The 26,082-nt window shown below is 64.2% G+C and carries 25 protein-coding genes; 9 read left to right on the top strand and 16 right to left on the bottom strand.

The window, feature by feature from the left end:
• The gene (locus tag L6637_RS10580; RefSeq protein WP_237863620.1) at window positions 1-1,275 is read left to right on the top strand and encodes a serine hydrolase domain-containing protein; all 1,275 of its coding nucleotides are present in this window, start codon (window positions 1-3) and stop codon (window positions 1,273-1,275) included.
• A gap of 153 nt (window positions 1,276-1,428) precedes the next feature.
• Here L6637_RS10580 and L6637_RS10575 read toward each other — a convergent pair whose 3' ends face one another.
• Window positions 1,429-1,662 carry a hypothetical protein gene (locus L6637_RS10575; protein ID WP_237870493.1) on the bottom strand — a complete coding sequence of 78 codons (234 nt, stop codon included), beginning with the start codon at window positions 1,660-1,662 and terminating at the stop codon, window positions 1,429-1,431.
• A 140-nt stretch (window positions 1,663-1,802) separates the two neighbouring features.
• Between L6637_RS10575 and L6637_RS10570 the strand changes: the two genes are divergently transcribed.
• Window positions 1,803-2,147, top strand: coding sequence for a DUF1236 domain-containing protein (locus L6637_RS10570; RefSeq protein WP_237870491.1), 345 nt, complete (start codon window positions 1,803-1,805; stop codon window positions 2,145-2,147).
• 358 nt (window positions 2,148-2,505) lie between these two features.
• A complete protein-coding gene (locus L6637_RS10565; protein WP_237863885.1) occupies window positions 2,506-3,963 on the top strand; it encodes a sensor histidine kinase in 1,458 nt (485 codons plus the stop codon).
• Between the two features lie 91 nt (window positions 3,964-4,054).
• Here the strand turns inward: L6637_RS10565 and L6637_RS10560 are convergent, their stop codons facing one another.
• The 3 genes from L6637_RS10560 to L6637_RS10550 form a co-directional block, all read right to left on the bottom strand.
• Window positions 4,055-4,396 (bottom strand): DUF748 domain-containing protein, encoded by a 342-nt coding sequence (locus L6637_RS10560; RefSeq protein WP_237870488.1) that lies wholly within the window; start codon window positions 4,394-4,396, stop codon window positions 4,055-4,057.
• 124 nt (window positions 4,397-4,520) lie between these two features.
• On the bottom strand, window positions 4,521-5,252 hold the full coding sequence (locus tag L6637_RS10555; protein WP_237863616.1) for a cytochrome c biogenesis CcdA family protein: 732 nt from the start codon (window positions 5,250-5,252) through the stop codon (window positions 4,521-4,523).
• A 208-nt stretch (window positions 5,253-5,460) separates the two neighbouring features.
• Window positions 5,461-5,727, bottom strand: coding sequence for a hypothetical protein (locus L6637_RS10550; RefSeq protein ID WP_237863615.1), 267 nt, complete (start codon window positions 5,725-5,727; stop codon window positions 5,461-5,463).
• Between the two features lie 471 nt (window positions 5,728-6,198).
• Here L6637_RS10550 and L6637_RS10545 point away from each other — a divergent pair, with 471 nt between their 5' ends.
• The 5 genes from L6637_RS10545 to L6637_RS10525 all read left to right on the top strand — a co-directional run bounded on the left by L6637_RS10545 (window position 6,199) and on the right by L6637_RS10525 (window position 10,739).
• Entirely contained in the window at window positions 6,199-7,248 is a 1,050-nt protein-coding gene (locus tag L6637_RS10545; RefSeq protein WP_237870486.1) for a LysR family transcriptional regulator, read from the top strand.
• 29 nt (window positions 7,249-7,277) lie between these two features.
• Window positions 7,278-7,649, top strand: a complete 372-nt coding sequence (locus L6637_RS10540; RefSeq protein ID WP_020608151.1) for a helix-turn-helix domain-containing protein — start codon at window positions 7,278-7,280, stop codon at window positions 7,647-7,649.
• A gap of 408 nt (window positions 7,650-8,057) precedes the next feature.
• Entirely contained in the window at window positions 8,058-9,422 is a 1,365-nt protein-coding gene (locus tag L6637_RS10535; RefSeq protein ID WP_237870484.1) for a L,D-transpeptidase family protein, read from the top strand.
• Window positions 9,423-9,531: 109 nt separating this feature from the next.
• On the top strand, window positions 9,532-10,347 hold the full coding sequence (locus L6637_RS10530) for an enoyl-CoA hydratase (protein ID WP_237870482.1): 816 nt from the start codon (window positions 9,532-9,534) through the stop codon (window positions 10,345-10,347).
• 113 nt (window positions 10,348-10,460) lie between these two features.
• Window positions 10,461-10,739, top strand: coding sequence for a hypothetical protein (locus L6637_RS10525; protein WP_237863611.1), 279 nt, complete (start codon window positions 10,461-10,463; stop codon window positions 10,737-10,739).
• A gap of 45 nt (window positions 10,740-10,784) precedes the next feature.
• On the opposite strand, the gene L6637_RS10520 is transcribed toward L6637_RS10525, so the two are convergent.
• From L6637_RS10520 to L6637_RS10485, 8 genes are all read right to left on the bottom strand, one after another.
• Entirely contained in the window at window positions 10,785-11,864 is a 1,080-nt protein-coding gene (locus L6637_RS10520) for an isocitrate/isopropylmalate dehydrogenase family protein (RefSeq protein ID WP_237870480.1), read from the bottom strand.
• A gap of 140 nt (window positions 11,865-12,004) precedes the next feature.
• Window positions 12,005-13,072: an alcohol dehydrogenase gene (locus tag L6637_RS10515; RefSeq protein ID WP_237870478.1), complete on the bottom strand. Its 1,068-nt coding sequence runs from the start codon at window positions 13,070-13,072 to the stop codon at window positions 12,005-12,007.
• Between the two features lie 79 nt (window positions 13,073-13,151).
• Window positions 13,152-14,123, bottom strand: a complete 972-nt coding sequence (locus L6637_RS10510; protein WP_237870476.1) for an ABC transporter ATP-binding protein — start codon at window positions 14,121-14,123, stop codon at window positions 13,152-13,154.
• Window positions 14,120-15,112, bottom strand: coding sequence for an ABC transporter ATP-binding protein (locus tag L6637_RS10505; RefSeq protein ID WP_237870474.1), 993 nt, complete (start codon window positions 15,110-15,112; stop codon window positions 14,120-14,122). Before L6637_RS10505 ends, L6637_RS10510 begins: the two co-directional genes overlap by 4 nt.
• A complete protein-coding gene (locus L6637_RS10500) occupies window positions 15,109-15,978 on the bottom strand; it encodes an ABC transporter permease (protein WP_237870472.1) in 870 nt (289 codons plus the stop codon). Before L6637_RS10500 ends, L6637_RS10505 begins: the two co-directional genes overlap by 4 nt.
• Window positions 15,965-16,915 (bottom strand): ABC transporter permease, encoded by a 951-nt coding sequence (locus tag L6637_RS10495; protein WP_237870470.1) that lies wholly within the window; start codon window positions 16,913-16,915, stop codon window positions 15,965-15,967. The genes L6637_RS10500 and L6637_RS10495 overlap by 14 nt, the downstream gene beginning before the upstream one ends.
• A gap of 7 nt (window positions 16,916-16,922) precedes the next feature.
• Window positions 16,923-18,467 (bottom strand): ABC transporter substrate-binding protein, encoded by a 1,545-nt coding sequence (locus L6637_RS10490; protein ID WP_237870468.1) that lies wholly within the window; start codon window positions 18,465-18,467, stop codon window positions 16,923-16,925.
• Between the two features lie 127 nt (window positions 18,468-18,594).
• Window positions 18,595-19,791, bottom strand: coding sequence for a CaiB/BaiF CoA transferase family protein (locus tag L6637_RS10485; protein WP_237870466.1), 1,197 nt, complete (start codon window positions 19,789-19,791; stop codon window positions 18,595-18,597).
• 195 nt (window positions 19,792-19,986) lie between these two features.
• Here L6637_RS10485 and glgA point away from each other — a divergent pair, with 195 nt between their 5' ends.
• On the top strand, window positions 19,987-21,402 hold the full coding sequence (glgA, locus tag L6637_RS10480; RefSeq protein ID WP_271607296.1) for a glycogen synthase GlgA: 1,416 nt from the start codon (window positions 19,987-19,989) through the stop codon (window positions 21,400-21,402).
• Window positions 21,403-21,425: 23 nt separating this feature from the next.
• Here glgA and L6637_RS10475 read toward each other — a convergent pair whose 3' ends face one another.
• The 4 genes from L6637_RS10475 to L6637_RS10460 all read right to left on the bottom strand — a co-directional run bounded on the left by L6637_RS10475 (window position 21,426) and on the right by L6637_RS10460 (window position 26,082).
• Window positions 21,426-22,376 carry an oxygenase MpaB family protein gene (locus tag L6637_RS10475; protein WP_237870464.1) on the bottom strand — a complete coding sequence of 317 codons (951 nt, stop codon included), beginning with the start codon at window positions 22,374-22,376 and terminating at the stop codon, window positions 21,426-21,428.
• Window positions 22,377-22,449: 73 nt separating this feature from the next.
• Window positions 22,450-23,592: a patatin-like phospholipase family protein gene (locus tag L6637_RS10470; RefSeq protein ID WP_237870462.1), complete on the bottom strand. Its 1,143-nt coding sequence runs from the start codon at window positions 23,590-23,592 to the stop codon at window positions 22,450-22,452.
• 130 nt (window positions 23,593-23,722) lie between these two features.
• On the bottom strand, window positions 23,723-23,893 hold the full coding sequence (gene ccoS, locus L6637_RS10465; protein ID WP_237870460.1) for a cbb3-type cytochrome oxidase assembly protein CcoS: 171 nt from the start codon (window positions 23,891-23,893) through the stop codon (window positions 23,723-23,725).
• A complete protein-coding gene (locus tag L6637_RS10460) occupies window positions 23,893-26,082 on the bottom strand; it encodes a cation-translocating P-type ATPase (RefSeq protein ID WP_237870458.1) in 2,190 nt (729 codons plus the stop codon). The genes ccoS and L6637_RS10460 overlap by 1 nt, the downstream gene beginning before the upstream one ends.

Raw genomic sequence — 26,082 nt, 5'->3', positions numbered from 1 at the left:
ATGCTCGCCCCTACCCCCGCCTCGCCCGAATCCGTGGGCATGTCCAAGGCCGCCCTCGCCCGCGTCGATGCCCATCTGAAGGTCAGGTACATCGATGCCGGCCGTTTCCCGGGCACGCATCTCTTGGTCTACCGCCGCGGCAAGATCGCCCACAGCTCGGTGCAGGGCTTTGCCGATGTCGAGCGCAAGACGCCGGTCAAGGACGACACCATTTACCGCATCTATTCCATGACCAAGCCGCTCACCAGCGTCGCCTTCATGATGCTGGTCGAGGAAGGCCTGGTCGCGATCGATGAGCCGGTCGCAAAGTACATTCCGGAATGGAAGAACCTCGGCGTGTTCGTCGCCGGCACCTGGCCCAACTTCCTGGCGCGGCCGCCGTCTCGGCCGATGCTGATCGTCGATCTCTTGCGCCACACGTCCGGGCTGACTTACGGCTTCCAGCAGCGCTCCAACGTCGATGCCGCCTATCGCGCCGAGAAGATCGGCGAGGTCGAGAAGTCGGGCACGCTCGAAGGCATGATCGAGAGCCTTGCAAAGATCCCCTTGGAATTCTCGCCCGGTGACTCCTGGAACTACTCTGTCGCGACCGACGTGCTCGGCTACCTCGTCGGCAAGATCTCGGGGATGCCGTTCGAGCAGTTCCTGAAGCAACGCATCCTCGATCCGCTCGGCATGACCGACACCGATTTCCACGTCCCGGCCTCGAAGGCGCATCGTTTCGCCGCCTGCTACAATGCCGATCCCGGCGGTGGATTCACCATGCACGCCGGCCAGCGCCGCGAGGGCCTGACGCTCCAGGACGACCCGACCAAGAGCTCGTTCCTGACACCGCCCTCTCTCATTTCCGGTGGCGGCGGGCTCTGCTCGACGATGGCCGACTATCTCACCTTCTGCCGTGCGCTTTTGAACGGCGGCGAGCTTGGCGGTATCAGGTTGATCGGGCCGAAAACGCTGGCGCTGATGACGACCAACCACATTCCGGGCGGACAGGCGCTGCCGGAAGTGTCGCGCTCGCTGTTCTCGGAGGCGACCTATAACGGCATCGGCTTCGGCCTCGGATTTGCGGTGACGATGCGCCCCGCGGAGACACTGATCGCGGGCAGCCCTGGCGAATACAATTGGGGCGGCGCGGCCACGACCTCGTTCTGGATCGATCCGGCCGAGGAACTGATCACGATCTTCATGACCCAGGTGCTGCCGTCGAGCGCCTATCCGATCCGGCGCGAGCTGCGCAGCATGGTCTATGCCGCAATCACCGAGAGCAATCTCTGACGTCCCTAACATTTGTTGCAATGGGCTTCGCGAGCATCGCGAAGCCCATTGCTTTTGTACTTAGTGGAAATGGCCGATCAGATAGATGCCGCCGCCAATCACCAGCACGGCCGGCACGGCCCACAAAATCAAGACTGGCATTTTGCATCCTCCTCAGTTCGACGTGCAGACCTTGACGGTCTTCATGCCGCTCTCAGCCTCGGTGCGCGATTTGTAGATCGTGCCCGACGGGCTGACGACGGTCGTGCTCGTGTCCATCGGCTTCTTGTCGACGACCGTGCACTTCTTGGTCTTGACGTCCTGAACGACGTAGAACTCGTCGGCCGCGAACGCCGGCAACGAAAACGCAGCAATCATCACTGCCGCGGTTGCGATCTTCAGTTGCATACTCTCCTCCTCCAATTGCCGGACGTTCCGCGCCCGGTCGATCTGCAAACGGGAAAAAGTAGCAATTTGTTCCTACCCGCCGGGAACGTCGCCTTTGGTGAAATGTTGTCGCGGCGCACAGCCCCGACGAGGAGGACAACATGAAAAAACTATTCCTGCTTTCCGCAGCAGCGCTGATGATCTCGACCGGCGCGTTTGCGCAATCGACCGTGGTGACGACGACCGGAACAGGCCATGCCGCGGCGATTCAGATCGAGCCGCAATACCGGACGCGGATCAAATCCTACGTCACCGAGCATCACCTGCGGCCGGTGACGACGAAGGAGAAGATCATCGTCGGCACGACGGTTCCGAGCGATGTCGAGCTCGAGGCGGTTCCGGCCGATTGGGGCCCGTCGCTGACGCAATATCGCTACGTCTACTCCGGCGAACGCGTCATGCTGGTCGATCCCGGCACGCGGACCGTCGTACAGGAAATCGACTGAGACGTAACGGACGGGCGGTCGCCTCGAAGGCGGCCGCCCTCTCGGAGTTGATCACATGACACCGCATCGAGAAGCCCGGATTGCCGGGCTCAGCCTGGCGGCCGTGTACGCCATGTGCCTGCTGCTCACCGCCATCAGCATGAGCTGAAGCAACGACGTCCGCGCGGACGTCCGCGACCGCGCTGCAAAAATCCCGTTCGGCCTGCTCGCCCATTCCGAAAATCGTGGCGCCGCGCAATTCCTGCCCGTATGGTTCTCTTCAAAATCATAGTCCGGCGCAAAGGCGCTGGAATCGGGACGCCCGCGTTTGTCAAAGCTCACCCTGCCGGTCCGGCTCGCTCTCCTGGTCACGGGAACGATGTTGCCGCTGATCGTCTTCGCGGTCGGCATCGCAGTCTACAATTACAAGCAGGACCGCAGCGACGCGACCCGCCGCGTGCTAGAGAACGTGCGCAGCATGCGCCTGGTGCTGGATTCCGAGGTGCAGCGGATGACCGGCGGGTTGCAGGTGCTGGCGCTCACGAACTCGCTGCGCAACGACGACTTTGTCAGTTTTCGCCGCATCGCGCTCGGCTTCCTCGATCAATATGGCAAGGGTGGCCTCGTGTTGATCTCCGACAGCAAGGGACGCATCCTGTTTTCGTCCACGACGGAAGACACGGCGAGCCTGCCGCCGCGCAGCAATATGGCGATCGTGGAGAAGTTGTTCGCGACCAAGGCACCGCAATATTCCGACTTGTTCAACGGCGCCTACAATCATCGTCAGGTTCTCACCGTCGAGGTTCCGGTGTTCCGCGACGGCGAGGTTATCTACGACCTCTGCTTCAGCCCGCCGCTCGGTATTTTCCAAAACCTCGTCGAGAAGCAGCGACCTGACCCGGAATGGACGGTCTCCCTGCTCGACACGACCGGCACAGTGTTCGCCCGAGTGCCCAATCCGGGCGAAACCTTCGGCAAGCGCGCGTCGCCCTCGCTCTTCACTGAGATGTTCCGTAGCAACGAGGCTGCGCTCTCGTCGGTGTCTCTCGACGGCATATCACTCGCGTCCGCCTATACGCGATCGCATCTGACCGGCTGGACGGTTGCCGCCGGCGTCCCCGAGAGCTCGCTGATCGCGCCGCTGTGGCGCAACATCGCAATTACGAGCCTGATCGGCGGCGTGTTGCTGCTGATCGGCCTCACCTTCGCCGTCAGGATGGCGACCACGATCGCGCGCGGCGAGATGCTGCACAATCTCTTGATCGAGGAGCTCAACCACCGCGTCAAGAACACCTTGGCCTTGATGCAGGCGATCGCGGTGCAGACTTTTCGCAGCGCCAGCCGCGACGAGCGGACCAAGTTCGAGGGACGTCTCGGCGCCCTCGCCGAGGCTCACAATCTTCTCAGCCAGGAGAAATGGGCGGGCTCGGAGCTGCGGGACGTGATCGCCCGCGTGCTCCAGCCGTTCCTGCTGGCGAATCCCGACCGCATCCGCATGGCCGGACCCGCGGTGCCGCTGTCGCCCCGGCTCGCCGTGGTGCTGTCGATGATCGTGCACGAGATCGCGACCAACGCCGCGAAATACGGCGCGCTCTCCAACGAGACCGGCCGGGTGACGCTGGACTGGGAGGTCATCGCCGATGCACCGAAGCCGCGGCTGCGGCTGATCTGGACCGAGATCGGCGGCCCCCCGGTGACAGAGCCGGTGCGGCGCGGCTTCGGCTCGCGCCTGATCGAGCGCAGCGCGCGCGACCAACTCGGCGGCGAGGCTACAGTCGACTTCCTGCCGCGCGGCGTGGTCTGCACGGTGACCTGCGCGCTGGACGAGACGCGGTGAGCGTTGGCGTGCCCGAAGGTCCCGGCCGCGGTATCGAGATCGACCGCGAGGCGCGGGCGCGGTTTGCGGTGAATTAGAACTGGGCCTTGTCTCAGCCTGGCCGGCAAGTCATTGCAGGTTCGAACGCTGCCTTGCGCGACCGAACCTCGAGTTCGACGGCTGTCGGGGCAGTGTTCCAGGGCGCCGCAAACCTGCCCGTCATCCGATCATTTGTCATTTTGCCGTCGAACTGAATATCGCGCCTCTTACCTTCGTCCCATTCAATCGAAGCCGAAAAAGACAATTGTCCGGACGCTCGATCATGGTTCGTGACCTTCGCCGCGACCGGTTGCTTCAGGGCGCCTTCAGACCAACTCAGCTTGATCGCCGGGAAAGGCTTGCCATCCGAGACGATGACGACATAGCCGCCAACGTCCCCGCTTTCCTTTTCCACGCAACTGTCAGTGTAGTAGACGGTCCCGTCTGCGGACGCAGGCGAACAGGTCGCGCCGACAACAATGCCTGCCGCGGTCGCACAGCAGAACACGCCGCGCTTGAACCTTCTGGTTTGCACAGCCCTACCCGATCGTCTGCAGCACCGGAAACGTCTCCAGCAGCCAGATGCTGACATTGGAGACGGCGCCGGTGAGAAAGCCGATGCCGGTGATGACCATCAGCACGCCCATGGCGCGCTCGACATTGACGAGGTGCCCCTTCATCCGTGCGAACAGTCTTGAGAACTGCTCGATCATCAGCGCCGCGATCAGGAAGGGAATGCCGAGGCCCGCTGAATAGACCGCGAGCAGCCCCGCGCCCTTCGTCACCGTCGTCTCGGCCGCCGCGATCGAGAGGATCGCGGCGAGGATCGGACCGATGCACGGCGTCCAGCCGAACGCGAAGGCGAGCCCCATGATATAGGCGCCCCAGAGCCCGACGGGCTTCGGGATCGGGAGCCGGCCTTCACGCATCAAGATGCCGATGCGCGTCAATCCGAGGAAGTGCAGGCCCATCACGATGATGACGATGCCGGCAAGGATCGACAATTCCGCCGACCAGGCGCGGATCAACCCGCCGATCAGCGAGGCGCTGGCGCCGAGCGCCACGAACACCGTGGAGAAGCCGAGCACGAACAGCACCGCCGCCATCATGATCGCGCGCTTGGAGGCCGTGTCGGGCTCGCCGCTCTCGACGTGCTCGATCGTGGCGCCGGTGAGATAGATCAGATAGGGCGGGACCAGAGGCAGGACGCAGGGCGAGAGGAAGCTGACGAGACCGGCAATCATCGCCGCGGGAATCGAAACATTTTGCATGATGCAGTCGGAGCCATTTGCGGCCGCCGAGCAGCGCGCGGGGAATGCGCGCGGGGCTGGGACCGCACCGGCTCTGGTGTAGCCGATGCCGGGGAATGCGCAACAGAGGCGCGATCAAACCAGGGCTCCTCCCGATGCCGTCTGTGATCACAGATGCGGCATCGGGACGCGCACAAATCTTGCCAAAAAGCGAGATTCGGCGGCGCGGCTACTTCACCACGCGGAGCAGCGGACGCCGGGGCTGGTCCTGCGTCTGCTTGGAGGGGGGCAGCGGCTCGCTGGCAGCGCTCCGCAGCATTTCGTCGCACAGGGCCTTGAGGTCGGCGCTGTCAATTCCTTTAAGCTTCATCCTGACGTCGAGGATGACGATCGAGAGCAACTCGGCCGACTCACGGCTGTTGCTCTCGTTGAGGACCTTGCGGCACTCCTCGAGCGTCTCGAGCACCGACTGCAATTGTTCGTCTATATGCGACACCGGCGTGCTTTCCGTTATTTCGGGCTGCGAGACGTGCTTGAAACCATGCCCTCGGCCCCCAAGGAGACCGGAGGATAGCACGAGGAATCCGAGCCCTCGAATACGATTTCAGTGTGTTTCTGCGTCGAAACTGCGGTTCCCGACGGCATCGCTCCGCGATGCAAGCGGGAACGGTCAAAGATCAAACGTTTGGTGAGACACGATCGATCCACTCCCCGGGAACGCGCGTTTTCTCTCACGCCGTCCTGAGATCCATGTGGACCCGGCAATCCCGCAGCCACTTCAAGGCTCGCAACGGAACGCACAACTACCCCTCTTCCGAGCAATAATTTGCCCGATTCCCAACGCTAGCAACACTCCAATACCATATCGGGCGCGGTAAGTATGGCGTTCAAAACTCACCGTTCCCCAACCCGTCGTGGTTGTGGTTTGCGCTAGATTCTGCCAGTTTAGCGGTCCGAAGGGACTTGTATGCACTCCTTGGCGGAAAGGGGCGTTCCTCTGGAGGAACGCCTAAAAGCAAATATCAGCGGCCTCTCCGATTGGGACGCGGCCCGCATTTTTCTGGAAGTCGTTCGATGCGGAAGTTTCCGCTCGGCGGCCGAACGCTTGTCCTTGTCGATCAACGCTGTCCGCCGCCGTATCGATGATTTCGAGCGCCAGACCGGCACGACCCTGTTCACCCGCGACGTCCACGGCACGCATCTGACCGATGAAGGCGCGATGGTGGTGTCCGCCGTCGAGCGCATGGAGGCGGCAGCCTTCGACGTGCTGCGCACCAGCGATTCCACTGCCAACGCTCTCACCGGCGAGGTCCGCGTCGCCGTGACCGAGGGACTGGGGACGTTCTGGCTCGCTCCGCGGCTGGTCGAATTCCAGCAGGCCTATCCGAAAGTCCTGGTCGATTTGCATTGCGCGATGCGGTCGGCCGACGTCTCCCGCCACGAGGCCGACGTCGCCATCCACCTGTCGCGGCCCTCGGCCCTCGACGTCAAGATGGTGCGGCTCGGCCGCATGCATCTGATGTTCTGGGCTTCGGAAAAGTACCTTGAGAAACACGGCACGCCGCGCTCGGCCCACGAATTGATCAAGCACCGCCTGGTGCTGCAATTCGCCGACCAGCTCGCCGCCAAGGAAACCTTTGAGAGCTTCTTCCCGGGCGTTCAGGAACGTGACCTCCTGGTCATGAAGACCAACGTCTCAAGCGCCAACTACTGGGCGGTCGCGAATGGCGCCGGCATCGGCGTCTTCCCGAGTTATGCCATTGCGCTTGGCGGGAAGTTGATTCCACTGGAGGTCGAATTGAACCGACCGCTGGATATCTGGTTGTCCTACCATCCCGGTAGCGGCCGGATTCCCCGCGTGCGGCACATGATTGACTGGCTGATCGAGGCTTTCAATCCGGCTCGCTTCCCGTGGTTTAAGGAAGAATTCGTGCATCCGCATGAGTTCAAGGACTCGTATATGGGCGAACCCCTGACCCAGCTCTTCGGGGGATTTTCAACCGAAGAACAAAGGTGAAAACTAAGATGAAAGCAGCGGCGAAGAGAATGAAGCAGCGCAGTGCCGGCAAGCCGGACATCGAGCTTGGCAAGCGGATCCGCTTGCGGCGCGTCGAGATGAAGATCTCGCAGGCGGAGCTCGGTGAAAAGCTCGGCGTGAGCTTCCAGCAGGTCCAGAAATACGAGAAGGGCGTCAATCGCGTCGGCGCGGCTCGGCTTCAGCAGATCGCCTCCGCCCTCGACGTGCCCGTGACCTTCTTCTATGACGGCGACAACAAGGCCCGCGAAGTCGAAAGCCTCCTGTTCCTGGACTCGGCTTTCAGCCTCCGCCTGCTGCGCGCCTACAGCAAGATCAAGGATCAGACGGTGCAGCGGCAGCTCGTCTCGCTGATGGAATCGATCGCAGCGAACGAGAGCTGAGCCGACCTGCGGTCCGGCCTTCACGGCCGATGTTCAATCCGCCACGTCACGGGGGCGTGGCCGGATTGGACTGGACTGACGGACCCAATCTGACGGGATCAGATTTGGCCTGCGCGTGATCTGTGCGGTCACGGCTTTTCGGGGCGGCCTCGCCGCCCCTTTTTTGTTGGCAATTGGCGGCCATTGATCGCGGATATCGCGAACCCGTCCCGAGCCTGCTGCGACCAAATCGAGAGCCTCCGCGCCGAACGCGCTGGGGCTCGATGTGCCGCGCTTAATGGGACCGCAACCCTGATGCCCTAGCGTGCCGCCGATTTCAGCGAATCGGTGACACGCCGCGTGGGCTGCCGGGACGCGCCGATGCGAGCGCCCGTTGCGGGCCTCGTCCTCATGGGGAATACCAGACAGATGTCGAAACGCCATGCCGTGATCATTGCCATGAATCTGTTCGCGACGGGCCTGCTCGCCAGCGCGTCCGCGTTCGCGCAGACCGAGACCACGGGCCAGGCCGGCCCCAAACCTGCCGCCCCGTCCGGTGCAGTGCCGGCAACCGCCAACCCGGCTCACGCCGCCGCGCCCAAAACCGCCGTCGCGGCCCCGGCGTCCACTGCCGAGAGCCGCTCCGCCGCGGCGCTCGCGCTGACGCATGAGCCGACCTATGACGAGGGCACCGCCCAGCGGATCAAGGACGCCGCGCTGAGCTATTCCGATCTCGCGGTGCGCGGCGGCTGGCCGACGATCCCGGCGGACGCCAAGTTCGCGCTCGGCATCCAGGGCGCCAATGACGACCTCCTGCGCAAACGACTGATCCTCTCCGGCGACCTCGCCGCCGACAAGGCGAGCGGAGCCTTCGACCAGGATCTCGCCGACGGCGTGAAACGCTTCCAGGCCCGCCACGGTCTTGCGCCGACCGGCACCATGACGCCGCGCACGCTCGCGGCGATGAACGTGTCCGTGCAGAAGCGCATCCGCCAGCTCGAGGCCTCGCTCGAGCGGCTGGAGAACACGAATTTCTCCTTCGGCCAGCGCTATGTCGTGGTCAACATCCCCGCCGCCTTCGCCGAGGCGGTCGAGAACGACGTCGTGGTGCGGCGCTACCGCGTCATCGTCGGCAAGACCGAAAAACCCTCGCCGACGCTGACGGCCCAGATCACGGGCGTTGTGCTCAATCCGACCTGGACGGTGCCGTCCTCGATCGCCAAGACCGAGATATCAGCCCATATGCGCAAGGACCCGACCTATCTGTCGCGCATGCACATGGAGGTGCTCGATGGCCACGACAATCCGATCGATCCGCATTCGGTCGACTGGTCGGGCACGCACACGCCGAACTTCACCGTGCGCCAGCAGAACGGCAGCTTCAATGCGCTCGGCGCGGTGAAGATCGACATGCCGAACTCCTATTCGGTCTACATGCACGACACCAACCAGCGCAGCCTGTTCAGCGACGACTACCGTTTCGATTCCCACGGCTGCTCCCGCGTCGACAATGTGCGCGATCTCGCCGCCTGGCTGCTCAAGGACCAGCCGAAATGGACGCGCGCGGCGATCGACGCGGAGATCGCCACCGGCCAGCACCAGGAGGTCGCCATGGCCAAGAAGGTGCCGGTGGCCTGGATCTATCTCACGGCCTGGATGACCAAGGACCAGACCATCCAGTTCCGCAACGACGTCTATAACCAGGACGAGCAGTTGCTCGAGGCGACCGCGGAAGAAGCGGCGTTCTTCAGCAATGCCGGCAACCATCCGCTGACCGCGCATATGGCGCAGTAGGCATGCAATCGCGGCACGGGCGGATGCGGAGCCCCCTGCCCTGCCGCGGTTGACCCGTCCCTCGCCAAAGTCGAACATTGCGCCTCGCCAAACGACAAGCGAGCGCGCGATGCCTGATCTGTCCCAAAATACTCCGTACGCCGACGGCAAGATCCTCATGCAGATCACCGACGGCGTCGGCGTCATCACCTTCAACAATCCAGACAAGCGCAACGCGATGTCGCTGGAGATGTGGGAGGGATTTGGCGAGGCGCTGACGGCGTTGCGCGATGACGATGCCGTGCGCGTCGTGATCCTGCGCGGCGCCGGCGGCAAGGCGTTCGTATCGGGCGCCGACATCAGCCAGTTCGAAAAGGTCAGGCACAACGCAGCCGCCTCTGAAGAATACGGCAAGCGCAGTGCCGCCCAGCGCGCGCTGCTCGCCGAATACCCCAAGCCGACGATTGCCTGCATCCAGGGCTTCTGTCTCGGCGGCGGCATGCAGGTCGCGATGCTCGCCGACATCAGGATATCAGCGCATGACAGCCAGTTTGGCATTCCCGCGGCGAAGCTCGGCATCGCCTATGGCTATGACGGCTTGAAGCATCTGGTGTCGCTGGTCGGCCCGTCCTGGGCGCGGCTCTTGATGTATACGGGCATGCGCATCGATTCCACCGAGGCGCTGCGCATTGGCCTCGTCGAACGCGTGATCCCGGACGACCAGCTCTGGGGCGAGACCATGGCCATTGCGCTGACGATCTCGCAGAACGCACCGCTCGCGATCAAGGCCGCCAAGATCACCATCGCAGAAGTGCTGAAAGACGAAAGCGCGCGCGACCTGGGCGCCATCAAGGCGATCGGCACCGCTTGCATGGACAGCGCCGATTTCCGTGAGGGCCGGCAGGCCTTCATGGAGAAGCGCAAGCCGCAGTTCCAGGGAAAGTGACGGCCTGAAGCTGAACCTTCATTCACGAAGATTAAATTCCTCGCCTCTCCGCATCGCGATAGCAACCAATTGATCCGCCGCAGGTTCTCCCGCCACCAACGAGGGAGATCGCGATGACACTCAAACTTGCTGTTCTTGGTCTGGCTGCGCTCGGCAGCGCTGCGCTGGCGTCGGGACAAGCGCTAGCGGCGATGCCGAACGGCATTCCGCAGGCCGATCAGGTCGCCGGCGGCCCGGCCGCGCATGTCGATCAGGTACGGATGGTCTGCAATGCCTGGGGCCGCTGCTGGTGGCGTCCGAACTATTACGGCGCCTACGGCTACTATGGCGGACCGCGACGTTTCTACGGTTATGGCCCCGGCTGGGGCCACCGCCATTGGCGTCGCTGGTAAGCAATGAAGGGGCCGCAAGGCCCCTTTCTCATAGGTGCGTTTCGACTACAGCGCCGCCAGCACCGCCTTCGTGATGTCAGCCGTGCCGCTGCTGCCGCCAAACTCCATCGGCTTGAGGCCGCCGGCATAGACTTGGTCCACCGCGCGCTCGATTGTTTCGCCGGCCTCCGCCGCGCTCTCGACGCCGTGCTTGTCCGCGAGCCAATCCAGCATCATCGCCGCCGACAGGATCATGCCGGTGGGATTGGCCTTGCCCTGCCCCATGATGTCAGGCGCGGTGCCGTGGCATGGCTGGAACACGGCGTATTTATCGCCGATGTCGGCCGAAGGGGCCATGCCGAGACCGCCGATCAGGCTCGCGGTGATGTCGGAGACGATGTCGCCGAACATGTTCTCCATTACCATCACGTCGAAATCCCAGGGACGCTTGACCAGCATCGCCGAGCAGGCATCGACATAGAGATGATCCGTCTTCACGTCGGGATGCCGCTCGGCGGTCTCGTCAAAGATCCGGCGGAAAAAGGCGAACGCCTTGAACACATTCGCCTTGTCGACGCAGGCCAGCGACCCCGGCTTGCCGCGCGCCTTGCGGCGCTCGGCGAGGCGGAAAGAGAACTCGAACAGCCGTTCCGAGGTCTTGCGCGTGATGACCAGCGTCTCGCGCGCGTCTTCATGTGTGACCACGCCCTTGCCCATCGAGGCGAACAGCCCTTCGGTGGATTCGCGGATCACGACGAGATCGATGCCGCGCTTGTCGGCGCCGACGATCGGGCTCGGCACGCCCGGAATGAGACGAGCCGGGCGCACGCCGGCATAGAGATCGAAGATGAAGCGCAACTCGATCTGCGGCGCGATCTCGGTGTTATCGGGGTAGCGTACCGACGGCAGGCCGCAGGCGCCGAGCAGAATTGCGTCCGCTTGTTCGCACAGCTTGATCGTGCTGTCAGGCATCGACTTGCCGGTTGCGAGATAATTGTTGGCGCCGGCCGGTGCCTCCGTGAAGCGGAAGCGCAAGTCCGATTTCGTCTCGATCTTGCGCAGCACTTCGAGCGCCGGCGCCATGACTTCAGGGCCAATGCCGTCACCGGCGAGCACGGCAATGTGGAAGGCGTTGTTTGCGGACATGGTGATTTCCCGAGTGGAAGGAGGTGTTACCTCGTCATTGCGAGGAGCTCTTGCGACGAAGCAATCCAGACTGCGTCCGCGGAGGGATTTCTGGATTGCTTCGCTACGCTCGCAATGACAGAGGAGAGAGCGAATGAAGACTACGGCGTCAGCACCGTGCGTCCCACCACCGCGCCCTGCTGCAACTGCAACAGCGCGTCGTTGGCCTTGTTGAGCGGAGCCGTGGTCACCGGGATCGGCGGGATCTTCTTGGCTCGCACGAGGTCAAGCAGCTCCTGCGTTTCGCGCAAGTTTCCGACGTAGCTGCCCTGGATCGTCACCGCCTTGATCGGAATCAGCGGCAGGGCCCAGGTCGCGCCGCCGCCGAACAGGCCGACGATGACGAGCTTGCCGCCCTTGGTGAGGCAGTCGAAGCCAAGCTGCGTCGTCGCGGCATTGCCGACGAGATCGATCACGGCGCGGATCGGACCACCTGCTTTCTTCGCCAGTTGCTCCAGCGCGTCCGGCGCCTTGGGGTCAACGGTGGCGAGCGCGCCGGCCTTTTCCGCCGCTTCGCGTTTCCTCGCGTCGATGTCGACCATGATCGCGCCCTTGCCGCCCATCGCCTTCAAGAGCGACAGCGCCATCAAGCCAAGGCCGCCGGCGCCGAACATCACGATCGGCGTATCAAAATGCTGCTCGACCTTCTTCAGTGCGCTGTAGGTCGTGACGCCCGAGCAGGCATACGGTGCCGCCGACGCGGGATCGAGCCCTCTAAGATTGAGAAGATAGCGCGGATGCGGCACCAGCATGTGATCGGAATAGCCGCCGTCGCAATAGACGCCGAGCGAGCGCGGCGTCAGGCACATGTTCTCATCGCCGGCAAGGCACGTCGCGCATTTGCCGCAACCGATCCAGGGATAGACCAGGCCGACATCGCCGAGCTTGAGATCGCCCTGGTCGGTCGGCTTCACATCGGGGCCGAACGCCAGGATTTCGCCAACGGTCTCGTGGCCCATGGTCAGCGGCAGGTTGATGCCGCGGTCTTTCAGCGACAGCGGCTTGCGGCCGTGGCCGAGGTCATAGCCGCCTTCCCATATGTGGAGGTCGCTGTGGCAGACGCCGGCGGCCTTGACCTTGATCAGCACCTGCGTGCCCGAGGGCTGCGGCGTCGCCTCGTCGAACTCCTGCAGCGGCGCCTTGAAATCGGCGACCTTGAAACTCTTCATGGCGTCCTCCCGGCATGCTTGTTGTCGCGCCACCATGCCATGGGCGGCCGGGCGAGACAAACCTAAGAGGCGTCTTAGTTCAGGCCAGTGGATGGTGGCAAGCCGCGAGCTGGCCGGGCGCGACCTCGCGTAGCTCCGGTATCTCCGCGCTGCATTGCTGATCCGCGCGCGGACAGCGGGTGCGAAAGCGGCAGCCGGATGGCGGCGCAATCGGCGACGGCGGCTCGCCGATCGCCACGCTCTCGGGGGGACGAACATCTGGATCAGGCACCGGGATCGCTTGCAGCAGCAGCGCGGTGTAGGGATGCGCGGGTCTCGCAAACAATTGTTCCGACGGGGCGACCTCGCAGAGCCGGCCCAGATACATCACCGCGACGCGATCGCTGACGGCTTTCACCACGGCAAGGTCATGCGCAATGAACAGCAAGGTCAGCCCGAACCGCGCCTTCATCTCCTCAAGCAGGTTGAGGATCTGCGCGCGGATGGAGACATCGAGCGCCGAGACCGGTTCGTCGCAGACGACGAATTCCGGATTGAGCACCAGCGCCCGCGCGATGCAGATGCGCTGGCATTGGCCGCCGGAGAATTCGTGCGGCAGGCGTCCCGCCACGAGATCAGGATCGAGCCCGACCGCAGCGAGCACCTCGATAACGCGCCGTTTGCGCTCGGCCGCATCCTTGACACCGGCGATGATCAGCGGCTCGGCGACGATGTCGCCGATGCGCCGGCGCGGATTGAGCGAGGCGATCGGATCCTGGAAGATCAGCTGCACGCGGCGGCGCATCTTGCGCAGCGCCTCTCCTTCCATCGCGGTGAGGTCCTCACCGTCGAACAGCACGCGGCCGGATTTGGCGCGGCGCAACTGCAGCACCGCGCGCCCCAACGTCGACTTGCCGCAGCCGGATTCGCCGACCAGCCCCAGCGTCTCGCGGCGGGCAACGTGAAGGCTGACCCCTGACACCGCGTGCACAACCTTGTTGCCGAGACCATATTCGACGACGAGATTGTCGACGTTCAACAGCGGCGCGTCGCGCACGGCAAGCTGCGTCATGCGCTCATCCCTTCCGCCATCTGGATCGGGTGGAAGCAGGCATAGAGATGCCCTGATATCTCGGCGCTTTTCAATTCGGGCTTGGCCGCATGACAACGCCCCGCAGCATAGCGGCAGCGCGGCGCGAAAGAGCACCCCTTGAGCGGTCGCGTCGGATCGGGCGGGCGGCCGGAAATGGCCGGCAGCGGCGTGTGCGGCGCGGTCTCCAGCTTCGGGATCGCCGCCAGAAGTGCCTCGGTGTAAGGCATGTGCATGCGCTTGAACAAGGCCTGTGTCGGCGCACGCTCCACCACCCTGCCCGCATACATCACCGCGACCTCATCGGCGCGGCCGGCGACGACGCCGAGATCGTGGGTGATGATGATCATCGCCATATGGCGTCGGCGCTGCTCGCGCGCAAGCAGATCGAGGATCTGCGCCTGGATGGTGACATCGAGCGCGGTGGTCGGCTCGTCCGCGATCAGCAGTTTCGGCTCGCAGGACAGCGCGATCGCAATGGCGATACGCTGACGCATGCCGCCGGAGCATTGGTGCGGATATTGCGCCAGCCGCTGCTCCGGCGCGGGAATGCCGACAGCCGCAAGCAGTTCGATGCTACGCTTCCGCGCGGCCGGCACATCAAGCTCAAGGTGCTCCTGGATCGTCTCCATCAACTGGGTGCCGATGGTGAGCACCGGATTGAGCGAGGTCATGGGATCCTGGAACACGACCGCCAGGTCGCGGGCGCGCAGGCGCCGCAGGCTTTCGGGCGCAAGACGAACCAGATCCCGGCCATCGAACATCACGCGTCCGGAGAGCTTGGCCTTCTTCGGCAGCAGCTGAAGGATTGCGCGCGACAGCATGGTCTTGCCGCAGCCGGATTCGCCGACGATCCCGAGCGTGCGGCCCGGCTCCAGCGACAGATCGACATGATCGACGGCACGTAAGTCTCCGCGCGGCGTCGGCAGCTCGACGGCGACGTCCTCGATGGTCAGAAGCGGCGGGCTCACAGCGCCCCCTGACGCGGGTCGGTGAGCGCCCGCATGGTGTCGCCGACGAGGTTGAAGGCCAGCACCGTCAAGAACAGTCCGACCGCCGGCAGGAAGGCGAGCCGCGGCGCAACATCGAGACTGTCGCGCCCCTCGCCGATCATGCTGCCCCAGCTCGCCATCGGCGGCGGCACGCCGAGGCCGAGGAATGACAGCGCGCCCTCGGCCACGATGGTGACGGCGACGCCGAGCAGGAAGAAGGCAAGCAGCGGCAGGACCACGTTTGGCAAGAGCTCACGCAGCAGGATGCGCGCGTGGCTGGCGCCGAGCGCCTCGGCCGCGATCACGAACTCGCGCCGCGCCAGCGACAGAGTCGCCGCGCGCGCCACACGCATGAAGGCGGGAATACCGAGCACACCGAGAACGACGGTGAGATTGGGAATGGACTGGCCGAGATACGCTGTTACCGCGAGCGCGAAGATCAGCGGTGGAAAGGCCAACAGCACATCCATGCTGCCGACCACCAGCGTCTCGAACCGGCCGCGGAAATAGCCGGCGAAGAGGCCCAGCGCGCCGCCGATGCCAAGACCGATCATTGGGGCGATCAGTCCAACTGTCAGCGACACGCGCGCGCCAAAGATCAGCCGGGCAAGCTCGTCTCGGCCAAGGCCGTCTGTGCCGAGCCAATGCTCACTGGAGAACGCGGCGCGGCGCTCCAGCATGTCCATGTCGACGGGGTTTTGCAGCGGCAGCACCGGCGCGAGAATCGCAAGCGCGATGATGACGGTAAGCCAGAGGCTCGCGATCCAGAACAGCAAGCCAAGCTTGCGCCTGCGCGTCGTTGGCGCCGCAACCTCATCTCGCATCGAAAGCTCAAGCGTGGCCATGGCGGATCCTTGGATCGAGCACGGCGTAAAGCATGTCGACGATGAAATTGACGATGACGAAGCCGCAGGCCACCAGCAGCACCACGCCTTGGAGGATGACGAGGTCGCGGGTGTAGATCGCGCCGACCAGCAGCCGGCCGATACCCGGCAACGCGAAGATCGATTCCACGATCAGCGTGCCGCCGAGCAGGCGACCGATATTGATGCCTGTGACCGTTACCAGCGTCAGCGACGACGGTTTCAGCGCGTGCACGAACAGGATGCGCGAAGGTTTCAGGCCCTTGGCCTTGGCCAGCGCGATGTAGTCTTCCTGCAAGGTCGCGATCATGTCGGAGCGCAGCACGCGCATGATGCCCGGCCATTCCGCCAGCGCCAGTGTCAGCGCCGGCAGCACGAAGAAGCGCAAATTGGCGAGCGGCTCTTCAGTGAATGGCACATAGCCGGTCGCCGGCAGCCAGTGCAGCTCCACGGCGAACAGATAGATCAGAAGGATCGCGACCAGAAAGGACGGCATCGACAGCATCGCGAAGGCGCTGCCGGTCATGAACCGGTCGAACGCGCTGCCGGCGCGCGCGGCGCAGGCAATGGCGACGGGTACGCCGATCAGGAGCCCGATGAATTCGGCCATCAGCATCAGTTCGAACGAAACCGGGATTCGCTCGGACACCGCCTGCAGCACGGTCTGCCCGGTGCGGAACGAGCGGCCAAGATCGCCCTGAAGAACGTGGCCGAGCCAGCTCAGGTAACGCCACCACAGCGGCTGGTCGAGCCCCATGTCGTGGCGTAGCGCCGCGACCTTCTCAGGCGTCGCCTGATCGCCGAGGATGACATAGGCGAGATCGCCCGGCAGCAACGAAGCGATCAGGAAGGTCAGTAGCGAGACAGCGAGCAGGACCGGCACGACATACAGGAAGCGGCGCGCAATGAAGGCGACCATGCGCGAGCTATTCTTTCCAGACGCGGGACACGTCGATCATCCCGCTGTACATCTTGGGCAGTCCTTTGATGTTGGCGCTCGATACCGCGTAATACGTGTTCTGGAAGGTCCAGAACCAGATGGCTTCCTTGTTGATCATGCGTGTGGCTGCACAGTAATCCTCAATACGCTTGTCGACCTCGGCGGTCACACGCGCGTGCTCGAGGAGCTTGTCCAGCTCCGGATTCGAATAGTTTGCCAGCGCGACCGGGCTGCCGGTGTGGAAATTGGCGAACATCTGCGGATCGGGATCGGCGAGGTCGACGATGCGCCATGGGATAACCTGGAATTGCCGCATGAAGGCGCGCGGTGGAATCGTCGCCTGATCGACCTGGTCAAGCTCCATGCTGGCGCCGATATTCTTCCAGAATTGCTGCAACACCTGTCCAACGATGCGACCGCGCGGCGTGGCCGTGACCACCGTCTTGAACTCGACCGGCTTGCCATACTCCTGGATCAGGGCCTTGGCCTTCGCAACGTCGAACGGCAATGCGCCGTCATCCTTGCACTTGACCCATGAGCCGTCGCCGTACGGGTTTGTCGCCGGCTTGGCGAGCCCGTTGGTGATCGCCTGCGACATCTTCTTGCGGTCGATCGCCATCACCAGCGCCTGCCGCACCCTGATATCGTCGAACGGCGGCGCCTTTGTATTGATGGCGTAGACCTGAGCGCCCGAGCCCGTATAGCTGTGGACGGTCAGCTTCGGATCCTTCTGAGCCTTCTGAATGTTGTCGGGATCGTATTCGTCATCCCAGATGACGTCGGCTTCGCCCGACTGCAGGCTTGCAAAGCGCGATTGCGCGTCGGGCAGCGGCTTCAGGATGATGCGATCGAGATAGACCTTGTCCTTGTCCCAATAATCGGGATTCCTCTCCAGCACCATGCGATCGCCGGCAGTCCATGACTTCAGAATGTAGGGCCCGGTGCCAACCGGGTTCCGGTTGTAGTCGTCACCTTTGGTCTTCCAGGCGGTCGGCGAATGCACTGCGGCGTTCTGGTGGGGATAGGACACCAGCGTCGGATAATTCACCGAAGGATCGTTCAGATTGTAGACGACCGTCAGTTCGTCGGGCGCCTGAACGTTGTTGACTGCAGCGATGTAGAATGCGCATCGGCACTTGTTGGCAGGATCCTTCTGCCGGTCGAAATTGGCCTTGTAAGCCTCGGCGTTGAACGGCGTGCCATCGTGGAATTTGACGCCGGGGCGCAGTTTGAACGTCCAGGTCTTGAAGTCGTCCGAATGCGTCCAGGACAGCGCAAGCTTGGGCTGCGCCTCTCCCTTGTCGTCGAGATAGGTCAGCGTGTCGAAGATGGCGGCTGCCGGGGTGAGCGCGGCCGCGTCATAGACGCCGACCTTCAGCGGATCAAAGCCAGGAACGTCGAGCTCCAGCCCCACGGTGATGCTGCCGCCCGCCTTCTGCGCCTGCGCGGGCCCGGCCAACGGAAGGAACGCAAATGCCGCAGCAAGGAAAATCGGCCCGCGTTTGCACGCCGCGGCAGCGATGTTCGTCATGGTTCCTCCCGGGATCCTCGTCCGATGTTTCGGATCGTTGAATGACAAGGGCGAGATTGGCGACAAATGCTCGCGACGGCAAGAGGAACACACGGGTTCGATGCCGCTTATATGCGGCCTGATGCGCTCAGCTGATCGCTTCTGTTTTGCCTGACGGAATTGCCCCATCATTGGCGAGACCGATCTCCTCGCGCAGTTCGCGCGTGTGCTCTCCGAGCGCCGAGATTGTCTTGCACGGCCTCGTATCCGCCCCCGTCATCCGGAATGGCAGATTGAGGACCTTGAACGAGCCGCCGCCGTCCTCCACCGATGAAAGCGCCTGCCGATGCGCGAGCTGCGGATCGTCAAGCGCTTCCTTGATCGTGCGGTAGGCCGCAGCCGGCACGCCGGCGGCACTGAGGACGACAAGACATGCGGCGGTCGTGAGCTGCTTCGACCACGCTTCGACGCCGTCCATCATGTCGGCCCAATGCTCGCGCCGCGGGGCGTAGGACGCAAAGCGCAGATCGGATATCCATTCGGGGTGGCCGATCACACCCATCAAGGCCTGAAAGGTCTTTTCGCTCGCCACCGTGATCATGACGTAGCCATTGGCGGTCTCGGTCGGGCCGAACATCGGACGCGGCGGCGGCTTCACCGCGAATTGCGAGCTTTGCAATTCGACCACCGTCAGCGTGAGCATCGACTCCAGCATGGAGACGTCGATATGCTGGCCGAGCCCGCTCACGCTGCGCTGATAGAGCGCAGACGCGACCGCACCAAAACCATAGGTCCCGGTGACGACGTCGGCATGGTAGATGCCGCAATAGTCCGGCCTGTTGCGGCCGGGCTGGTAGGCGAGATGCGCCATGTCGTAGCCGGAGGCCGCATGGATCACCGGCGCGTAGGCCGGCAGCTCGGCCGAGGGACCGGTCTGGCCGTAGCCCGAGATCGAGCAGTAGATCAGCCTGGGATTGACGGGGCGGAGGCTGTCGTAGTCGAGCCGCAGCCGGCGCATCACGCCCGGGCGAAAATTCTCGACCAGGATGTCTGCGGTCGCGACCAGACGCCGCACCGCCTCCCGTCCGTCCTCGGACTTGAGATCGAGCACCACGCTCTTCTTGCCGACATTGAGCTGGCCGAACACGGTGCTGTAGCCTTTGCGCAGCGGCGGACGCGTCCGCATCGTCTCGCCCTCGTCGGTCTCGATCTTGATGACCTCGGCGCCCATGTCGGCCAGCATCCGCGCGCAATGGGGACCGGCGATCGTGGTCGAAAAATCCAGGACCCTGAGGCCTGCAAAGGCCTTTGTCCTCGTCGCTTCGTGCTTATCTGGTAGCTGCATTCCTGCTTAGTCCTTGGCCCGTCCCTTAGGAACTATCGTTCTTCTCTCTTGTTGATGCGCCGACCCTAGATGGCGGCAGCTGAGTAGGAAAGTCTTTACCGAACGAACGCGTCTCATGGGCAGGCTGAGATTTCCAGGGGCAACTGGACCCGATCTTGCATAGCAGCAATCGGGATCGGATGAGGGCATCGGTTCTTGAGGGTCTTATTCGTTACGACAGAGATGGACGACTTTGTCCGCGTCGGCGGACTTGGTGCCGTTTCCGCTGCCCTTCCAAGAGCGCTCCGCCCCTTCGCCGATATCCGGATCATGCTGCCCGGCTATCGCGACATTATCGAGCAACTCACGCATATTCAGATCGTTGGACGCTGCCCGGCACTTGCGGAGATGCCGGCCTGTTCGCTTGGACGGGCCGCGACCAAGGACGGAATGCCGGTCTATGTGCTGTTGTGCTCGCAACTCTACGATCGCCCCGGCAACCCCTATGGCGACGAGTCCGGGCACGACTGGCCCGATAACGACATCCGTTTCGCGCGCTTTGCTTCAGCTGCCGCTGAGCTTGCCATGGGCAAGCTGGACAAGAATTGGGCAGCAGACCTGATCCATGCCAATGACTGGCAGGCCGCACTCGTACCGGCCTACCTCGCCTGGCGCGGCGCCAAGCTGCCGTCGATCCTGACCATTCACAACCTCGCCTATCAGGGTCTCTTCCCAAAGGAGTCGCTGCGGCGGATCGGCGTCCCCGAAAGCTCCTTCCACATCGACGGCGTCGAGTTCTACGACCAGCTCTCCTTCCTCAAGGCAGGCCTCGTCTACGCCTCGCACCTCACCACCGTCAGCGGCACCTATGCGCGCGAGATCACCACGGAGGAATTCGGCTGCGGCCTCGAAGGCCTGCTGCGCGTCCGCTCGGATGCGTCCGAGCTCACCGGCATCCTCAACGGCATCGACGAGAGCTGGGACCCGCGCTCCTGCGCCCAGCTCGCCCAACAATTCGGTGCCGGCGACTGGGTCGGCAAGAAGGCCAATGCGGATTATGTGCGCAAGCAGTTTGGCCTCGCGGTCTCGCGCGGACCGATGTTCGGCATCGTCGCGCGCCTCGTGCACCAGAAGGGTATCGACCTCGTGCTGTCGGCCGCCGACGAGATCATCGACGCCGGCGGACAGATCGTGGTCACCGGCTCCGGTGAGCCGGCGCTCGAGCAGGCGCTGATCAACGCGCATCGCCGCCGCCCCGACGCCATCGGCGTTGCCATCGGCTTCAACGACGCCCAGGCCCGCCGCATCTTCGCCGGCAGCGATTTCACCCTGATGCCGTCGCGGTTCGAGCCGTGCGGCCTCAGCCAGATGTACGCCCAGCGCTTCGGCTCGTTGCCGATCGGCCACCAGACCGGTGGCCTTGCCGAGACCATCACCGACGGCGAGACCGGTTTCCTGTTCTCGCGGCCCTCGCATGAGTCCTTCCTCGGCGGCGTCCGCCGCGCCTTCGAGGCGTTCATGGCCCAGGACCAGCTCGACACCATGCGCCGCAGCGCCATGGGCCGGTCGTTTTCGTGGAGCATCTCGGCGGGAAGCTACAGCAAGCTGTATCGGAAGCTGGCGACGGCGTGAGGTGTACGCCACTCAACGCCCCGTCACCCCTTCCCGCGCACATCCATCTGCGGCCGGCCGATCCAGGCGCGATTGAGACAGCGCGTCATCCAATCCGGCTGGATCTCTCCCCGCAAGCGCGCCTGTGCTTCCTGATAAGGGCCGACGTAGCGAAGCCGGTCAGGTAGCTTAGGATAAGTGCCCTTGATCCAACCCAGGGCGTTGTCGGCCGCCCTCTTGTCGCGCGTGTCGAACTCAAACCCAAAGCCCGTGCGCAGGCGCTCCGGCAACAGGCTCGCCGTGAGTGCGCGATACCATCGCGGCGGCCGCAGCCACGGACGCGCGCCGCCAAAGATCTGCCCGGCGATCTCGCGTGCGGCTGGACTGACGGTCAGCGTGTCCGACTGCGCCATCGCTGCCGTGTAGCCTGCGAAGCCGGACCAATCCGCCGGCAGATCGTCGCCCGTCAATCCGAACAACGCACCGAAAGTCCGACTCTCGGTCCAGTAGCGCTCGCGCTCCTCCGTCGAGAGCGGCGGCAGAACCAGATCGTGCGCCATCAGCGCAGTCTCGACCAGCGTCGCATGAACCCAGCGCAGAGAGGGGATGTCGTTGGCGCAGTATCGCGAGCCTGCCGCGAACGGACCGACGGTCTCCGGCATCTCGCCAACGATCATGCTATGGCGCCGGTGCAGCTGACGCGACGATTGCATGGCCCGGTCGAGCGAGCCGAACACCATGGCAAAGACGATATCGAAGGTGCGATGGAAGCGCCCGATCGGATCGGCAAAGGTCTTGGAGTGCTCGGCGATGGCGGCGGCGACCCAGGGATGGGCGAGCTGAAGCAGAAGCGCGCGGCCGGCGCCGAGAAAGATCACGGCCTCGCGGTCGATCCGCCAGGTGACCGTGTCAGGACCGAACACGCCGGGCACCGGGCCCGCCGCACGCGCGCGGACCTGATCGAGAGCCAGTTCGAGATCGTTCGCGGACACCACTTGCAGAGCCTTTCTGGCGATGGATCGGAGCCGACGATCCACAAGGCCTGTGGCAATTCGATGAAGCGAACCGCTACTCCGCCGCCAGCGGCATCTCGTCGATATGCTCGTGCAGCACGACGCCCGATAACGGATCAAACTCGCCGATCCACGGCGCACGCGCCAGCACCGACCTTGTATGCGCATAGCCGGCATCCCAGCGCTGCTTGATGCCGGATAGGCTGAAGTCGATGTCCTTGGTATGGGTCTCGCGCTCGAGCTGCGGCGCCAGCAGCCGCACGACATGCATGCGCGTCGAGCAGCCATAGCCGATCAACTCCCTCACCGCGGGATCATCGCGCTCGCCCTCGGGCAATCGCTCCGCAAGCTGGTTGATGACGTGGCGCAGGCGATGGGCCTGTTGCTGCCGCTCGATCTGGCTCGTGATCCGGCTGGAATATTGCACGTCCTTGTGCCGGGTCAGGACCTCTCTCATCGTCGTCGGCTCGGCGCCGACGGGATTCCACAGATGCACGGAGAAGATCAGCGAATTCCGGCGCGGATTGTCGTCGAACACGGCTTCCGTCGGCGAGTTCGAAAGAATGCCGCCGTCCCAATAAAGTTCGCCGTCGATGCGTACCGCCGGGAAGGCCGGCGGCAGCGCGCCAGAGGCCATCACGTGCTTCACGGTCAGCTCGCAGTCGCGCGTGTCGAAATAGCGCATCTGGCTGGTGCCGACATGCGCAGCACCAACCGTGAGGCGCGGCGCGCCGCGATTGGCGCGGCCGAAATCGACGAGCTCGGCCAGCGTGCTCTCCAGCGGCGCGGTCGAATAATAGCCGGCGCGATCGGCACCCAGCGGGAAGCACTCGCCGGCATGCGCCAGCGGATTGGGCTGGAAGAATCCGGCAATGCCGTGGGCAAGTGTCGACCAATATGCAAGCGTGTCATCGAAGCCGGGAATGCCTGTTGGCAGAGGCCAGACCGGCTTCTGCTTCATCCGCTTCCAGAATTCCGTCAGGCGCGCGAGCCGGTCTTGCGGCGCATTGCCGGCGATCAGGCTGGCATTGATGGCGCCGATCGAGGTGCCGATCACCCAGTCCGGCTCGATGCCCGCCTCGTGCAGGGCCTGGTAGACGCCCGCCTGATAGGCCCCGAGCGCGCCGCCGCCTTGCAGCACCAGCACGACCTGTCCCGGCAGGTCGCTCGGCCTGCACACCCCGGCATTTCCTTGCATGCCCGTCGCACTCCTGCTCCGAAAGAGCCTTACGCAGAATCCTCCTTCATTGTTACGCCCGACGACCATCGGCCGTCCAGCAACCATCGTCCGGGAGGGAGTGCAGAAAGCTTACGGAACCGAGGATGCGTTAACGCTTTGCTGGCGCCTCTTGCGGCGGCGGGTCGTCGTCCGCAATCGCCCGCCAGGCGGCACCGTCAAGATCGTCGTACTGCCCGCTGCGGAGCGACCAGAAAAAGGCGGCAAGGCCCGCACCTCCAAGCATCAGCGCCAGCGGCACCAGGATCACCAGGATCTCCATCACACGATCTCCCGTGAGGCGCTGCGGGCCCGCAGCGAGTTCAGCATGACCAGGATCGAGGATCCGCTCATGGCGGCTGCGGCAATCAAGGGCGTCACCACGCCGCTGATCGCGACCGGCACGGCCAGCACATTATAGGCGATTGCAAGCCAGAGGTTTTGCCGCATCAGGTGCAGGGCCTTGCGCGCGGAATCGATGGCCGCGACAACCGGGGCCAGCGGCCGGCCGAGGAAGACGAGATCGGCGGTGGCCTGGCTCAGATGTGCCGCCGAGATCGGTGACATCGAAACATGGGCTGCCGCCAGCGAGGGTGCATCGTTCATGCCGTCGCCGACCATCAGGACCTTGGTGCCGCGTCGCTTCAGCTCCTCGATCCGTGCGATCTTGTCCGCGGGCGTGACGCCGGCGCGCCATTCGGCGATGCCGAGCGCGTGGGCTGCCGCAATCACCGCGGGCTCCCGGTCGCCGGAGAGGATCTCGACGCCGATGTTGCGATCCTTCAGCGCAGCGATCACGGCCTGCGCATCCGGCCGTAGGCCCTGCCGCACCGAGAGGATGAATTTTTCGTCGCCCTTGCTGAAGGCCACGACGGAGGCTTCGGGATCCAGCGTGGCGTGAGCGACCAGAGCCTCGGCGCCGCAGAATGACGGCCGGCCAAGCCGCACCTCGACACCCTCCACCACGGCACGGACGCCCTGCCCGGCTTCCTCGACCGCGCCCACGATCGGAGACTTTGCACCCGCAGCCTGCGCGACCGCGGCAGCGACCGGATGATGGCTCGACAGCGCAAGCCGGCCGGCAAGCTCGAAAATATCGGCGGGAATATCGGCTGCGTTTGTGACCTCGAGATCGGGCAGCGTCAGCGTGCCGGTCTTGTCGAAGATGACGTGATCCGCCTCGGCAAGACGCTCGACGGCATCGCCGGAATTGAGCAGCACACCGGCCTTGAACATCGCGCCCGAGGCCACCGTCTGCACGGTCGGAATCGCAAGCCCGAGTGCACAGGGACAGGTGATGATCAGCACCGCAACGCCAGTGATGATCGCATCGTGCCAGCTCGCACCTGCGATGACCCAGCCTAGAACCGTGATGAGCGCCGTCGCATGCACCACCGGCGCATAGAGGCGCGAGGCGCGATCGGCGAGCCGCATGTAGCGCGAGCGCGCGGCAAGCGCGTTGTCGAGCAGCCGCGTGATCTCGGCGAGCAGCGTAGCTTCCGACGCGGCCGAAACCCGCACCCGCAGCGTGCCTGAGATGTTCATGGAGCCGGCATAGACCGGGGTGCCATGGTCGGCCGTGACATAGAGCGTCTCGCCGGTGATCAGGCTCTGGTCGATTTCGGAGCGTCCCTCGATCACGGTGCCATCGACGGCGCAGCGCTCGCCCGGCCGCAGCAGCACGATGTCGCCGGGGTTGATCGCGGCAACCGGCACCTGGGTTATCTCATCGGGCCCGACGAACTTCGCCGCTGTCTCCGCCTTCAGCGCCGCCAGGTTGCCGGCGACCGCGCGGGTCCGCCGCCGCATGTTCTGGTCGAGGAAGCGGCCGACCAGCAGGAAGGTCAGCAGCATGATCGCCGCGTCGAAATAGGCATGCTCGGCGTGGTTGATCGTCTCGACCACGGACATGCCGAGCGCAAGGCACACGCCGATCGAGATCGGCACGTCCATGTTGGTGGTCTTGTTCGACAGCGCCCGCCAGGCGGAGCGGAAGAAGGGCTGGCCGGCATAGGCCGCGGCCGGCAGCGCGATCAGCGCCGACAGCCAGTGGAAGAAGTCGCGCTGCTCGGGCAGCATGTCCGAAACGTTGCCCGACCACACGGGGATCGACAACATCATCACGTTCATGGTGGCAAAAGCGGCAACGCCGAGACAGCGCAGCAGGAAACGCGATTCCGCGACTTCAGTCGCTTCCGCGCTCTCGGTCTCGTAGGGATAGGCCTTGTAGCCGAGTTCCTCGAGCCGGTCGATGAAGCGGGCGGGATCGAGCGTGCCCTCTTTCCATTCCAGCGCGACGCGCCGGTCGGTAAGGTTCACCCGCGCCAGCGTGACATCGGGAATCGCGGACAGGCCACGCTCGATCTTGGCCATGCAGCCGGCGCAGTGAACGCCTTCGACCGCGAGGTCGATGTGCTGAACGCCTGCGCCTGCGGCGCGGACGTAGTGGGAGAAATCGCGTGTCACCTGCAT

The sequence above is a fragment of the Bradyrhizobium zhengyangense genome, assembly GCF_022012435.1.
GTDB lineage: Bacteria > Pseudomonadota > Alphaproteobacteria > Rhizobiales > Xanthobacteraceae > Bradyrhizobium > Bradyrhizobium zhengyangense.
Note: the sequence above shows the minus strand (reverse complement) of the source record. Positions and strands in the feature narration are given on the sequence as shown.